We start from the raw sequence: 12,582 nt of genomic DNA, 5'->3' as shown, positions 1-12,582 counted from the left end.
CCAAAAAGCCTTTAATTTCATGTGTCGGCTGCATAGAATGCGGCCCTCTTTCAACACGATGGCCACTGGCTGGGGTGAGACTGGCGGATGATGAACAATCCACAGGTAATTGTCGCGCTGAACAAGATCAGCAAAAAATACGATGGCAAGGTGATCCTGAGTGACCTTGACCTTGAAATCTATGACGGTGAATTTCTTACCCTGCTGGGCCCTTCCGGCTGTGGCAAGACCACCCTGCTGCGCCTGCTGGCCGGGCTCGAATCGGTCGACGGTGGCACCATTCATCTGGCCGGTGACGAGATCACCCATATCCCCGCCGAACACAGGCACATCAACACCGTGTTTCAGAGCTATGCGCTCTTCCCCCATATGACGGTGTTTGAAAACGTCGCCTTTGGCCTCGAGATGCAGAAAGTGCCTGCCAGCGAGATCCGCCAGCGGGTCGAGGAGACCCTCGCCATGGTACAGCTCACCGAGCTGGCCAATCGCCGCCCGGATCAGCTCTCCGGCGGGCAGCAGCAACGGGTCGCCATTGCCCGCGCCGTGGTCAACAAGCCCCGCCTGCTGCTGCTCGACGAATCCCTCTCGGCGCTCGACTACAAGCTGCGCAAGCAGATGCAGAGCGAGCTCAAGGCGCTGCAGCGTCGCCTTGGTATCACCTTTGTCTTCGTTACCCATGATCAGGAAGAGGCACTCACCATGTCTGATCGCATCCTGGTGATGGAAGGCGGCAAGATCATCCAGCGCGGCACCCCGCGCGATATCTACGAATCGCCAGCCAATCTGTTCGTGGCCCGCTTTATCGGCGAGATCAACGTGATGGATGGCAAGCTGATCAGCCAGCGCGAGCCCGGTATCTGGCAGGCGGAGGTAGAGGGGCGCGAATGTCTGCTTCATACCACCTTGCCGTTCCAGCCTGACGACAAGGTGCTGGTACTGCTGCGCCCGGAAGATCTGCGCATTCTCGATCAGGATGACGATCAAAGTGGCGCGCTGCGGGGCAACATCCGCGAGCGCAACTACAAGGGGGCGACGCTGGATTCGGTGATCGAACTCGAAAGCGGCAAACAGCTGCTTATCTCAGAGTTCTTCGACGAGGATGACCCCGACTTTGACTACCGTCTGGGTCAGGAGGTGGCGATCCACTGGGTCGACAGCTGGGAGGTGGTGCTGCCCTATGAGCCTCACTAATCTGCGGGTAGCGCACAGCTTTGCCCACAACGGCTTTCGCAATACGGCTATCGCGCTGATCCTCGGCTGGCTGACGCTGTTTGTCTTCCTGCCCAACCTGATGATCATCGGCGTCAGCTTCCTGACCCGTGACGAGTCCGAGCTTATCGCGCCGCTCTTTACCCTGAGCAACTATGGCCGCCTGCTGGACCCGCTCTATTTCGAGGTGCTGCTCCACTCCCTCTGGCTGGCGCTGCTCGCTACAAGCATCTGCTTGCTGGTGGGCTACCCCTTTGCCTGGCTGCTGGCCCATCTGCCAGCACGTATCCGCCCGCTGTTGCTGTTTCTGGTGGTGGTGCCGTTCTGGACCAACTCCCTGATCCGCACCTATGCCCTGAAAGTGCTGCTCGGCACCCGGGGGCTGATCAATGGCTGGCTGCTGGATCTGGGGCTTATCGAGCGGCCGCTGCAGATGATGTACACCGAGGTGGCCGTCATCATCGGGCTGGTCTATGTGCTGCTCCCCTTTATGGTGCTGCCGCTCTACTCCAGCATCGAGAAGCTGGATGGCCGTTTGCTGGAGGCGGCGCGAGATCTTGGCGCCAACGGCTGGCAGCGGCTGGTGCGGATCATCCTGCCCCTCACCCTGCCCGGCATCATCGCCGGTTGTCTGCTGGTGTTCCTGCCCGCCATGGGGATGTTTTATGTCTCCGATCTGCTGGGGGGCGCCAAGCACCTGCTGATCGGCAACCTGATCAAGACCCAGTTCCTCAACAGCCGTGACTGGCCCTTTGGCGCGGCCATCAGCGTGATGCTGACGGTGCTGATGGCGCTGTTGGTCTACTGCTACTGGCGGGCGGGCAAGCTGCTCAGCAAGAAGGGGGAACTGACATGATGCGCGCACTGAAGGCTCTGTTTCTGCTGCTGGTGTTTGGCTATCTCTATGTGCCCATCTGGGTGTTGATCGCCAACTCCTTCAACCTGTCGAAATATGGTATCGACTGGCGCGGCTTTACCCTGGGCTGGTATGAGAAGCTGTTTGCCAGCGCCAGCCTGATGCAGGCGGCCCAGCACTCCCTGACCATCGCCGCCCTCACCGCCACCGCAGCCACCCTGATCGGCACTCTCACCGCCGTGGCGCTCTTTCGCTATCGCTTTCGCGGCAAGCAATACGTGAGCGGCATGCTGTTTGTGGTGATGATGTCCCCCGATATCGTGATGGCCATTTCGCTGCTGACCCTGTTTGTAGTGACCGGCATTGCGCTCGGCTTCTGGTCGCTGCTGATCGCCCACATCACCTTCTGCCTGCCGTTCGTGGTGATCACCGTCTACTCGCGGCTGTGCGGTTTTGATGTGCGGATGCTGGAAGCTGCGCGCGATCTGGGGGCTGGCGAGTGGATCATCCTGCGCCGCATCATACTGCCGCTGGCCCTGCCGGCGGTGATGGCGGGCTGGCTGCTCTCCTTTACCCTGTCGCTGGACGACGTGGTGGTGAGCTCCTTTGTTACCGGCCCGGCCTACGAGATCCTGCCGCTCAAGATCTACTCCATGGTCAAGGTAGGGGTCTCCCCCGAGGTCAATGCCCTGGCCACCCTGATGCTGGTCGCCTCCCTCGGGATGGTGCTGCTGGCGCAACTGTTACTGCGTAAACGGCAGGGTTGACCCTGCCCGTTTCGTCCCCGCCACCTTTGGCGAACTCTGTCACGGTGGGCCGCAAGGCCCCATAACCCCAAGGAGTTGTTGATGACAATCCAACACAAGGCCGGCGCCCTGCTGGCAGCCGCCCTCACCCTCACCACCCCGCTGCTGAGCCAGAGCGCTCACGCGGCCGACGACAAGGTGGTCTACTTCTACAACTGGTCGGAATATGTGCCGGACGGCCTGCTGGAGCAGTTCCAGCAAGAGACCGGCATCAAGGTGATCTACTCCACCTACGAATCCAACGAGACCCTCTACGCCAAGCTGAAAACCCATGGCGACGGCTATGACGTGGTGGTGCCCAGCACCTATTTCATCTCGAAAATGGCCAAAGAGGGAATGCTGCAGCCGCTGGATCGCGCCCAGCTGCCCAACTTCAAGCACCTCGACCCTACCCTGCTCAACCACGAGTACGACCCGGACAACCGCTACTCCATCCCCTATATCTGGGGCGCAACCGGGATCGGCACCAACACCGACATCATCGAGCAGCCGGTGACCAGCTGGAAGCAGCTCTGGGCACCGGAGTGGAAAGAGAGCCTGCTGCTGATGGACGATGCCCGCGAGGTGTTCCATATCGCGCTGGTGCAACTGGGCTACAGCCCCAACACCCAGGACAAGGCGCAAATTGCCGAAGCGTTCGAATACCTGAAAAAGCTGATGCCCAACGTCAAGGCGTTCAACTCCGACAACCCGGCCGACCCCTTTATCGCCGGTGAGGTCAATATCGGCATGCTGTGGAACGGCTCGGCTTACGGCGCCCAGCGCGAATACCCCTCCATCCAGATGACCTATCCCGATGAGGGGGCGGTACTGTGGATGGACAACCTCGCCATCCCGGCCAAGGCCAAGCATGTGAAAGAGGCCCACGCCCTGATCAACTTCCTGATGCGCCCCGATGTGGCCGCCAAGGTGGCCGAGGCGATTGGCTACCCCACGCCGGTCAAGGATGCCATTCCCCTGCTCACCCCGGCGTTTCGCAACAACCCCATGGTCTTCCCGAGCGACGAGATCAAGCGCAAGGGCGAGTTCCAGTCTGATGTGGGTGATGCCTCCCGCCTCTACGAGCAGTACTTCCTGCAGCTTAAAGCCATGGTGGCCAAGGCCGGTTAAGTCGGCGGTTAATCGACCCTCTGACGGGCTTAATGGATAAAGGGGGCAATATTTGCCCCCTTCTCTTTTTAACCACCAGCGCAATTTTTAAGCACAACAGTCATAGACACTGAGAGGCACAGGCGCGCATCGATTAACAGCAAAATATATAGATAGTCATCTTTAAGCCAGACAGACCACAATTTTTGTAAGTGCTCCACTGCAGCCGGCTTCAGAGCAAATTTGTAGGGAAATATGAGGGGGGGGGCGATGTATTTCTCCATTTAGAAGGGAGGAACTCATAGCGACCCCACTGTGGAGATATAGGCAAAACGGATGTGTTTATGGGGAATAACTGTGCAATTTTATCGAAACAGCTAACGTCCGATTACGATTCGCTAATCTAACTAACAGTCTTTATACCCCCTTTTCATAGGACAAATTATTATTTAGTGGATCGCCATATGCACTCTCTAAAACAGTATTTTGTTCAGTGCTTGACATTTTGTCCTCCATAACGAATTTAAAATTAACTATCGATGGTAGCGGTTTATTATGAACTTTATAGTTACGTCTATATGTGTTTACTTCTCTTTGATTCAGTCGCTTACAAACAACACCACCTTTTAATTTGTTAAGACCAACATCTGGTCGGCATGAAATATTTACACTCCCCAGTTTTAACTCACTCCAATTGCTGTATGCTGAAGATAAAAAATACCCTTGACGATTATGTTGATCTGAAGGGTTAGCTTTCAAATTAGCCTCCAACTCGGAACCTGCCTTCACTATAAAATAGCCAACAGAATCTAACACCCAATTACATCGGTCAGGCAATAAATAGTCTTTTGACACTTTTACACTGAATCTGTTTGATTGATATTTCTTAATGGGGTTATCTATTTGCCATCCCCTGAGTCTAGTATTTGCAGGTATAACACCGAACGCATAAAAAGTTTTGCTGCAAGTAGAGTCAGTTTTATTAGATGCAATGAAAGTACTATGAACAGCTAATTGATAGCCCTTATCAAAAGGAAACTCGCCCTGAATAGTAAACAATTCTGTTGGGGTGGGATTAATCTCTGGCTCAATATAGGGCTCTTTAAGCCACCAGTACCACCCTCCGCCTATCACGGCCAAAGCTACAAAACCCGATATCAGTTTGGTTTTATTTTTGATATTGCTTGAGTTTCCCTTTTCATCATCCATTGATCACCTCTTTATTTTCCTTAACCTACTTCCTACCTTTCCTTAAGACTCTCAATTTCGCTGAGTTTCACTCCCCTTCTCTTAGTAAACAACATGGCTACTGCATATATATTTCCAACTACCTACATGCTGTTTTATAACCGGATTAAAGCATGATAAAACATTACAGCCACCATGAAAGCCGTGGAAAGTTTGTAGAAGAACATGGTATCAAACACAAACGATTGCAGTCATCAAAAAGTTATCTAAAAAGGCCGTTTTCTGTTTGATGATCTAAATGAAGATCAGTCTTGTTAGATAGGATTCATTGTAACGACCCAAAAATTAGAATATCTGATGACGATCATATCGTGCAAGAGCGGGAGAACAACCAAGGACGCTATTGTGCCCCAGTCCTTTCAGTACCAACCGCCCATCCTCAGGTATCAACTATCCCATCAAGTTCAACACCATCTGATTTGCGCCCTTAGCCGAGGAATTTATGAAATGGGCAAACAAACCGATTAATTCTGCGCTTTTTCATCACCTCTAAGGGGTGTAGATTGGTTGAGGGGGCAAACGTTGCCCCCTCTCTTTTTTCATGACCCCTCGAGGTATCACGAAAACACATTTTTCGCCGATATCGCGGGTGGCCTGAGCCAATCAGGAGTATTCATGTCCGATCTGACCCTCTATTTCGCTCCCGGCACCTGTGCCATGGCCGTGCAGATTGCCCTGCTGGAAGCAAATGCCCCGTTCCAACCCCGTCTCGTCAACCTCGCCGCCGGTGAGCAGCGTGATCCTGCGTATCTTGCCATCAACCCCAAAGGGCGGGTGCCTGCCCTTGTCACCGAGCAGGGCACCCTGACCGAGACACCGGCCCTGCTGCTCTATGTGGCGCAGCGCTTCCCCGCAGCCAAGCTGGCACCGCTGGACAACCCGTTCCTGCTGGCCCGCATGCAGGAGGTCAACAGCTTCCTCGCCTCCACTGTGCATGTCTCCCACGCCCACGGTCGCCGTGGCAGCCGCTGGGCCGATGACGAGCAGGCCATTGCCGCCATGCAGCAGAAAGTCGCCAGCAATATGCGTGACGGCTTTGCCCAGATTGAGCAGCACTATCTGGCAGGCCCCTGGGTGCTGGGCGAGCAGTTCAGCGTGGCGGACATCTATCTGTTCGTGGTCGCGGGCTGGCTGAAAAGCGATGGGGTCGAGATCAGTGAATTCCCCAAGGTTGCCGATCATTATCAGCGCATGCTGAGCCGTCCGGCGGTCGCCAAGGCACTGGCCAACTAACCATAAAATCAATAGCTCGATGAATAACAAGGGTGTCAAGGCTCTGCTGACACCCTTCCTGCCTCCTCCCCTGCACTTCTTCTCCCGCCTTTGAGATCGTTTTCACATTTCCGTGGTTTTGCCGTGGCCCTTCCTTAGTAAAAGGCCTATCTTTGCGCCATGACGCAACCGGTTGCGTAACCGGTTGCCTAGCGGTTCACAGATTGACGGGCCAAGGCCTGATGAGGTGCTGTATGAAACGAGGCGTACTGCTCAATGCTCCCCTGAGTGCTCTGGTGGCACAGATGGGCCACACCGACGAGATCACCGTCTGCGATGCAGGCTTGCCCATTCCGGCAGGTCCGGAGCGGATCGATCTGGCGCTGATGGCGGGGACGCCCAGCCTTGCAACCGTACTGACCGCCCTGCTCACCGATCTGGTGGTGGAGAAGGTGATCATGGCAAGCGAGATCAAGCAGATCAGCCCCGCCGCCCATCAGGCACTGGTCGATCAGCTTGAAGCGCACGCAGCCGCCCAGGGCAAACCCATCGCCATCGAATACTGCCTGCACGAGGAGTTCAAAACCCGCTCCCGCCAGAGCAAGGCAATCGTGCGCAGCGGCGAGGTGACTCCCTACGCCAACCTGATCCTCTGCGCCGGTGTGGCGTTCTGACATTCTTCAAAGAAGGCCTCTTCAAGGAAGCTGCAAATGAGCACAACCTCCCCCCTCTCACCCATTCTGGAGCTGACTGGGATCGTCAAGACCTTCCCCGGTGTACGCGCCCTCGACGAAGCGGGTCTACGGGTCTATCCGGGCCAGGTGATGGCCCTGCTCGGTGAAAATGGCGCCGGCAAATCCACCCTGATGAAGGTGCTGACCGGTATCTATCAGGCCGATGCGGGCAGCGTCAGCTATCGCGGCCAGCCGGTCCACTTCAAGGGCCCCCGCGACTCTCAGGATCAGGGGATCAGCATCATCCATCAGGAGCTGAACCTGCTGCCGGAGTTGTCGATTGCCGCCAACATCTTCCTCGGTCGTGAACCCCGTACCCGTTTTGGCAGCATCGACCACAAACAACTGCGCGAGCGGGCAAGCGGCCTGCTGGCACGACTTGGCGTCAAACACGGGCCGGATACCCGACTCGGGGATCTCTCCATCGGCGAACAGCAGATGGTGGAGATCGCCAAGGCGCTGTCGTTCGATGCCAGCGTCATCATCATGGATGAACCCACCGATGCGCTGACCGATACCGAGACCGATCAGCTGTTCAAGGTTATCCGCGAGCTGCGTGAGCAGGGTTGCGGCATTGTCTATATCTCCCACCGCCTCAAGGAGATCTTCGAGATCTGCGATCGGGTCACCGTGCTGCGCGATGGCAAGTGGATCGGCGAGAAGGCGGTGAGCGATCTGGATGAAGACAAGATCATCGAGATGATGGTGGGCCGCCGACTGGAAGAGCAGTACCCGCGTCTTGAGCGCGAGCTTGGCCCCGTCAGCCTGCAGGTAAAAGATCTGGCCGGTCCCGGCGTGCGCGGGGTGAGTTTCTCCCTGCGTCAGGGGGAAATTCTGGGTTTTAGCGGCCTGATGGGTTCCGGTCGTACCGAGCTGATGAAGCTGATCTATGGCGCCAGCCCCATCAGCGCCGGTGAAGTGGCAGTGGACGGTCATGCTCTGGTGCCCAAAAGCCCGGCCGATGGGCTGACCGCAGGCATCGCCTATATCTCCGAAGATCGCAAGGGGGATGGGCTGGTGCTGGAGCTGTCGGTGCGCGAAAACATGAGTCTGTGCGCCCTCGACGAGTTCATCAGCAACGGCAAGATCGACGGCAAGGCCGAGCGGCAGGCGGTGAGCGACTATGTGCGTCTGTTCAACATTAAGACCCCGAGTCAGGATCAGCTGATAAAGCTGCTCTCCGGCGGCAACCAGCAGAAGGTGGCCATCGCCAAAGGGCTGCTGACCCGGCCCAAGGTACTGATCCTCGACGAGCCGACTCGCGGCGTCGATGTGGGGGCGAAAAAGGAAATTTATCAGCTGATCAACCAGTTCAAGAAGGAGGGGATGAGCATCATTCTGGTCTCCTCAGAGATGCCGGAAGTGCTCGGCATGAGTGATCGCATCATGGTGATGCACGAAGGGCGCATCAGCGCAGAATTCAACACCCGCGATGCCAATCAGGAGAAGCTGATGGCGGCGGCAGTCGGTAAACAGTGGCAAGCAGAGCAAGAGGCATCCCAATGACAACCCAAACCCTTTCCCGCCGTGGCGTCATGAGCAAGGCGTGGTGGATCGAGAACAAATCCCTGGTCGCGCTGCTGGTGCTGATTGGTGTGGTCTCCTTTCTGAGCCCCAACTTCTTCACCGCCGACAACCTGCTCAACATCCTGCGCCAGACCTCGGTCAACGCCATCATGGCGGTCGGTATGACGCTGGTTATCCTCACCGCCGGTATCGATCTGTCGGTCGGCTCTGTGCTGGCCCTGTGCGGTGCGCTGGCCGCGACCATGGTCGCCATGGAGCTACCGATCTGGCTGGTGGTGCCCCTCACCCTGGGTGCCGGTGCCCTGCTGGGCGGCGTCAGCGGCCTCATCATTGCCAAGGGCAAAGTACAGGCATTTATCGCCACCCTGGTCACCATGACCGCTCTGCGCGGCATCACCATGGTCTATACCGAGGGTCGTCCCATCTCCACCGGTTTCAGTGACGGCGCCGATCACTTCGCCTGGCTTGGTACCGGTTACCTGTTCGGTCTGCCGGTGCCCATCTGGCTGATGGCCATCGTCTTCCTGCTCGCCTGGTTCATGCTCAACCACACCCGTCTCGGTCGCTACATCTACGCCCTGGGCGGCAACGAATCGGCTACCCGCCTCTCCGGCATCAATGTGGATCGGGTGAAGCTGGCGGTGTATGGTCTGTGCGGCGCGCTCTCGGCACTGGCAGGGCTTATCGTCACCTCCCGTCTCTCCTCTGCCCAGCCGACCGCCGGCATGGGTTACGAGCTGGATGCCATCGCCGCTGTGGTGCTGGGTGGTACCAGCCTGATGGGCGGCAAGGGCCGCATCATGGGCACCCTGATAGGTGCGCTGATCATCGGCTTCCTGAATAACGCCCTCAACCTGCTCGACGTATCCTCTTATTACCAGATGATCGCCAAGGCCAGCGTGATCTTGCTTGCCGTGATGATCGATAACAAAAGCAATCGTTGATAAGACAAGCCACACACAAGGAATGAAATGATGAAAAAGCTCAATACCCTGCTCGCTGCCGCCATCATGTCCGTGCTGGGCACCGCCCAGGCTGCCGACCATACCCTGGCGATGGTGGTCTCCACCCTCAATAACCCCTTCTTCGTCACCATGAAGGAGGGTGCCGAAGCCAAAGCCAAAGAGCTTGGCTACGAGCTGGTGGTACTGGATTCCCAGAATGACCCGGCCAAAGAGCTCTCCAACATGGAAGATCTCACCGTGCGCAAGGTCGGCGCCATCCTGATCAACCCCACCGACTCCGAAGCGGTCGGCAATGCCATTCGTCTGGCCAACCGTGCCAGCATTCCGGTACTGACTCTGGACCGCGGCGCCGCGCAGGGTGAGGTCAAGGCTCACATTGCCTCCGACAACGTGGCTGGCGGCAAGCTGGCCGGTGACTTTATCACCGAGAAACTGGGTACCGGTGCCAAGGTGATCCAGCTGGAAGGGATTGCCGGTACCTCCGCCGCCCGCGACCGTGGTGAAGGTTTTGCCCTGGCGGTGGCAGCCAACAAGCTGCAGGTACTGGCTTCCCAGCCGGCCGACTTTGACCGCACCAAGGGTTTGAACGTCATGGAAAACCTGCTGGCTGCCCACCCGACCGTTCAAGCCGTCTTTGCCCAGAACGACGAGATGGCGCTGGGTGCCATCCGCGCCGTGCAGGCTGCCGGTAAAGAAGTGATGATCGTCGGCTTCGACGGCACTGACGATGGCAAAGCCGCCGTAGCCAAGGGTAAACTGGCCGCCACTGTAGCCCAGCAACCGGCCCTGATCGGTGCCATCGGCGTCGAGACTGCCGACAAGGTGCTCAAAGGTCAACCGGTAGAGAAATCCATTCCGGTACCGCTGCAAGTAGTCAGCAAGTAAGTGCTCGAGGGGAGGTTCGCCTCCCCTTTTCCCTCTCGTTCAGGTGCCTCCCGGCTTGGGCTCACTCCATCACAGTGTTCAAGCCAAGATGCATCAGGAGTACTCAACATGAATCGTCTCGTCGTTCTGGGCAGTGTCAATGCAGACCACGTGCTGCGCGTTCCCCACTTTCCTCGCCCGGGTGAAACCCTGACCGGCCACAGCTATCAGGTGGTGCCCGGCGGCAAGGGGGCCAATCAGGCGGTTGCGGCCGCCCGCCTTGGCGCCCCCGTCTCCTTTATCGCCCGTATCGGCGATGACGCCATCGGCCACCAGATGAAGAGCGGCTTTGCCAAAGATGGCATCGACGTCAGTGCCGTCGAACTCGATCCCAAGCTCCCGACCGGTATCGCCATCATCTATGTGAGCGATGAGGGGGAGAACAGCATCGGCATCTCAGCCGAAGCGAACGGTGCCATCACCCCTGCCGTGGTGAAAAACCACGAAGCGATGATCGCCGACGCCCACACCCTGCTGTTGCAGCTGGAAGTGCCGCTCGAGAGCGTTCATGAAGCTGCACGGCTGGCCCGCGCCCACGGCACCCGGGTGGTGCTCAACCCCGCCCCCGCCCGCCCGCTCTCCGCTGAGCTGTTGGCGCTGGTCGACCTTATCACCCCCAACCAGACTGAAGCCGAGCTGTTGACCGGCGTCAAAGTCACCGACGAAGCAAGTGCCCGCGAGGCGGCCGCCCGCTTCCACCAGATGGGCATTGCGGATGTGATGATCACCCTGGGGTCGCAGGGGGTCTATTGCAGCAACGCCCAGCAGCAACAGCTGATCCCGGGCTTTCGGGTCAAGGCGGTGGATACCACTGCCGCAGGCGATACCTTCAACGGCGCCCTGCTGGCGGCGGAACTGGCCGGAGCCGATTTCCACAGCGCGGTGCGCTTTGCCCACGGGGCGGCGGCGCTCTCCGTGACCCGATTCGGAGCCCAGAGCTCCATTCCGAGCAAACAGGAGGTTGACGCCTTCCTGCTTGAGCAGACTGCGCAGGGGCACTGATGGCCAATATCAAGGAGGTGGCGGCGCTGGCGGGTGTGTCGACCACCACCGTCTCTCATGTCATCAACGAGACCCGCTTTGTGGCCGAGGAGACCCGCGAACGGGTCTTCGCCGCCATGCGCGATCTCAACTATGCCCCGAGTCTGGTGGCCCGCAGCCTTAAGGTGAAGGAGACCAACAGTATCGGCATGCTGGTCACTACCTCCAGCAACCCCTTCTTTGCCGAGGTGGTGCGCGGGGTGGAACGTTACTGCTTCGAGCAGGGCTACAACCTGATGCTGGGCAACACCGAGGGGCAAGCCGAGACGGCCCTCTCCTACCTCAAGATGATGCTGCGCAAGCGGGTCGATGGCCTGCTGATCATGTGTAGCGAAGGACAGCAAGAGGTGTTCAATCAGCTCGACTGGCTCAAGAGCCTGCCGGTGGTGGTGATGGATTGGGGGCTGGTCAGCGAAGATGTGGATCTTATCGCCGACAACTCCTTCCACGGTGGTTATCTCGCGACCCGCCATCTGATTGAGCTGGGCCATACCGCCATCGGCTGCATCACAGGCCCCCATAGCCGCGCCCCCGCCAACCAGCGCCAAGCTGGCTTTGAACAGGCGTTGCAGGAGGCGGGTCTCATCGTCAATCAGGAGTGGATCCAGGAGGGGGATTTTGACTGCGCCAGCGGCCATCAGGCGATGACTCGTCTGCTGGCATTGCCCGAGCGCCCCACTGCCCTCTTTGTCTGCAACGACATGATGGCGATGGGAGCCATCAGTGCCGCCCATCAGGCGGGGCTGGTGATCCCGCGGGATATCTCCATCGTCGGCTATGACAATGTGGCGCTGGCCGAATTTATGTCGCCGCCGCTCACCACCGTCAACCAGCCCAAAGAGGAGCTGGGTCGCCTCGCCGTCACCCGCCTGTTGGCGCGGATCAACGGCGAAGCGGTGGAGAATCACCTGATCACCGTCGACCCTGACCTGGTGATCAGACAATCTTGCGCGCCCCGCCCCTGATTTTCA

Annotated in this window: 12 protein-coding genes; 11 read left to right on the top strand and 1 reads right to left on the bottom strand. The window is 58.1% G+C overall.

The window, feature by feature from the left end:
• The first annotated feature begins 87 nt into the window (after positions 1 to 87).
• The 4 genes from potA (at position 88) to I6L44_RS06065 (ending at position 3,981) form a co-directional block, all read left to right on the top strand.
• Positions 88 to 1,191, top strand: coding sequence for a spermidine/putrescine ABC transporter ATP-binding protein PotA (gene potA / locus I6L44_RS06080; RefSeq protein ID WP_005351940.1), 1,104 nt, complete (start codon positions 88 to 90; stop codon positions 1,189 to 1,191).
• Entirely contained in the window at positions 1,178 to 2,065 is an 888-nt protein-coding gene (gene potB, locus I6L44_RS06075; protein ID WP_216953563.1) for a spermidine/putrescine ABC transporter permease PotB, read from the top strand. Before potA ends, potB begins: the two co-directional genes overlap by 14 nt.
• Positions 2,062 to 2,832, top strand: a complete 771-nt coding sequence (gene potC / locus I6L44_RS06070; protein WP_216953562.1) for a spermidine/putrescine ABC transporter permease PotC — start codon at positions 2,062 to 2,064, stop codon at positions 2,830 to 2,832. Before potB ends, potC begins: the two co-directional genes overlap by 4 nt.
• A gap of 81 nt (positions 2,833 to 2,913) precedes the next feature.
• The gene (locus I6L44_RS06065; protein WP_081250356.1) at positions 2,914 to 3,981 is read left to right on the top strand and encodes an extracellular solute-binding protein; all 1,068 of its coding nucleotides are present in this window, start codon (positions 2,914 to 2,916) and stop codon (positions 3,979 to 3,981) included.
• Between the two features lie 396 nt (positions 3,982 to 4,377).
• On the opposite strand, the gene I6L44_RS06060 is transcribed toward I6L44_RS06065, so the two are convergent.
• The gene (locus tag I6L44_RS06060; protein WP_216953561.1) at positions 4,378 to 5,169 is read right to left on the bottom strand and encodes a hypothetical protein; all 792 of its coding nucleotides are present in this window, start codon (positions 5,167 to 5,169) and stop codon (positions 4,378 to 4,380) included.
• Between the two features lie 654 nt (positions 5,170 to 5,823).
• Between I6L44_RS06060 and I6L44_RS06055 the strand changes: the two genes are divergently transcribed.
• From I6L44_RS06055 to I6L44_RS06025, 7 genes are all read left to right on the top strand, one after another.
• A complete protein-coding gene (locus I6L44_RS06055; protein WP_216953560.1) occupies positions 5,824 to 6,441 on the top strand; it encodes a glutathione S-transferase family protein in 618 nt (205 codons plus the stop codon).
• 233 nt (positions 6,442 to 6,674) lie between these two features.
• Positions 6,675 to 7,094: a D-ribose pyranase gene (gene rbsD, locus I6L44_RS06050; RefSeq protein WP_021230086.1), complete on the top strand. Its 420-nt coding sequence runs from the start codon at positions 6,675 to 6,677 to the stop codon at positions 7,092 to 7,094.
• A 36-nt stretch (positions 7,095 to 7,130) separates the two neighbouring features.
• Positions 7,131 to 8,660 (top strand): ribose ABC transporter ATP-binding protein RbsA, encoded by a 1,530-nt coding sequence (rbsA, locus tag I6L44_RS06045; protein WP_216953559.1) that lies wholly within the window; start codon positions 7,131 to 7,133, stop codon positions 8,658 to 8,660.
• Entirely contained in the window at positions 8,657 to 9,625 is a 969-nt protein-coding gene (gene rbsC / locus I6L44_RS06040; protein WP_005336670.1) for a ribose ABC transporter permease, read from the top strand. The genes rbsA and rbsC overlap by 4 nt, the downstream gene beginning before the upstream one ends.
• Positions 9,626 to 9,655: 30 nt before the next feature.
• Entirely contained in the window at positions 9,656 to 10,531 is an 876-nt protein-coding gene (gene rbsB, locus I6L44_RS06035) for a ribose ABC transporter substrate-binding protein RbsB (RefSeq protein ID WP_216951598.1), read from the top strand.
• Between the two features lie 108 nt (positions 10,532 to 10,639).
• The gene (rbsK, locus tag I6L44_RS06030; RefSeq protein ID WP_100645834.1) at positions 10,640 to 11,572 is read left to right on the top strand and encodes a ribokinase; all 933 of its coding nucleotides are present in this window, start codon (positions 10,640 to 10,642) and stop codon (positions 11,570 to 11,572) included.
• Positions 11,572 to 12,576 carry a substrate-binding domain-containing protein gene (locus I6L44_RS06025; RefSeq protein ID WP_139733249.1) on the top strand — a complete coding sequence of 335 codons (1,005 nt, stop codon included), beginning with the start codon at positions 11,572 to 11,574 and terminating at the stop codon, positions 12,574 to 12,576. The genes rbsK and I6L44_RS06025 overlap by 1 nt, the downstream gene beginning before the upstream one ends.
• Positions 12,577 to 12,582: the final 6 nt, after the last annotated feature.

The sequence above is a fragment of the Aeromonas sp. FDAARGOS 1414 genome, assembly GCF_019047065.1.
Taxonomy (GTDB): domain Bacteria; phylum Pseudomonadota; class Gammaproteobacteria; order Enterobacterales; family Aeromonadaceae; genus Aeromonas; species Aeromonas veronii_A.
The sequence above is the reverse complement of the archived record's forward strand: the minus strand, read 5'-3'. Positions and strand labels throughout refer to the sequence as shown.

Coding starts and splice junctions, on each gene's coding strand:
- potA (WP_005351940.1), top strand. CDS start 88: ATGATGAACAATCCACAGGTAATTGTCGCGCTGAACAAGATCAGCAAA.
- potB (WP_216953563.1), top strand. CDS start 1,178: ATGAGCCTCACTAATCTGCGGGTAGCGCACAGCTTTGCCCACAACGGC.
- potC (WP_216953562.1), top strand. CDS start 2,062: ATGATGCGCGCACTGAAGGCTCTGTTTCTGCTGCTGGTGTTTGGCTAT.
- I6L44_RS06065 (WP_081250356.1), top strand. CDS start 2,914: ATGACAATCCAACACAAGGCCGGCGCCCTGCTGGCAGCCGCCCTCACC.
- I6L44_RS06060 (WP_216953561.1), bottom strand. CDS start 5,169: ATGGATGATGAAAAGGGAAACTCAAGCAATATCAAAAATAAAACCAAA.
- I6L44_RS06055 (WP_216953560.1), top strand. CDS start 5,824: ATGTCCGATCTGACCCTCTATTTCGCTCCCGGCACCTGTGCCATGGCC.
- rbsD (WP_021230086.1), top strand. CDS start 6,675: ATGAAACGAGGCGTACTGCTCAATGCTCCCCTGAGTGCTCTGGTGGCA.
- rbsA (WP_216953559.1), top strand. CDS start 7,131: ATGAGCACAACCTCCCCCCTCTCACCCATTCTGGAGCTGACTGGGATC.
- rbsC (WP_005336670.1), top strand. CDS start 8,657: ATGACAACCCAAACCCTTTCCCGCCGTGGCGTCATGAGCAAGGCGTGG.
- rbsB (WP_216951598.1), top strand. CDS start 9,656: ATGAAAAAGCTCAATACCCTGCTCGCTGCCGCCATCATGTCCGTGCTG.
- rbsK (WP_100645834.1), top strand. CDS start 10,640: ATGAATCGTCTCGTCGTTCTGGGCAGTGTCAATGCAGACCACGTGCTG.
- I6L44_RS06025 (WP_139733249.1), top strand. CDS start 11,572: ATGGCCAATATCAAGGAGGTGGCGGCGCTGGCGGGTGTGTCGACCACC.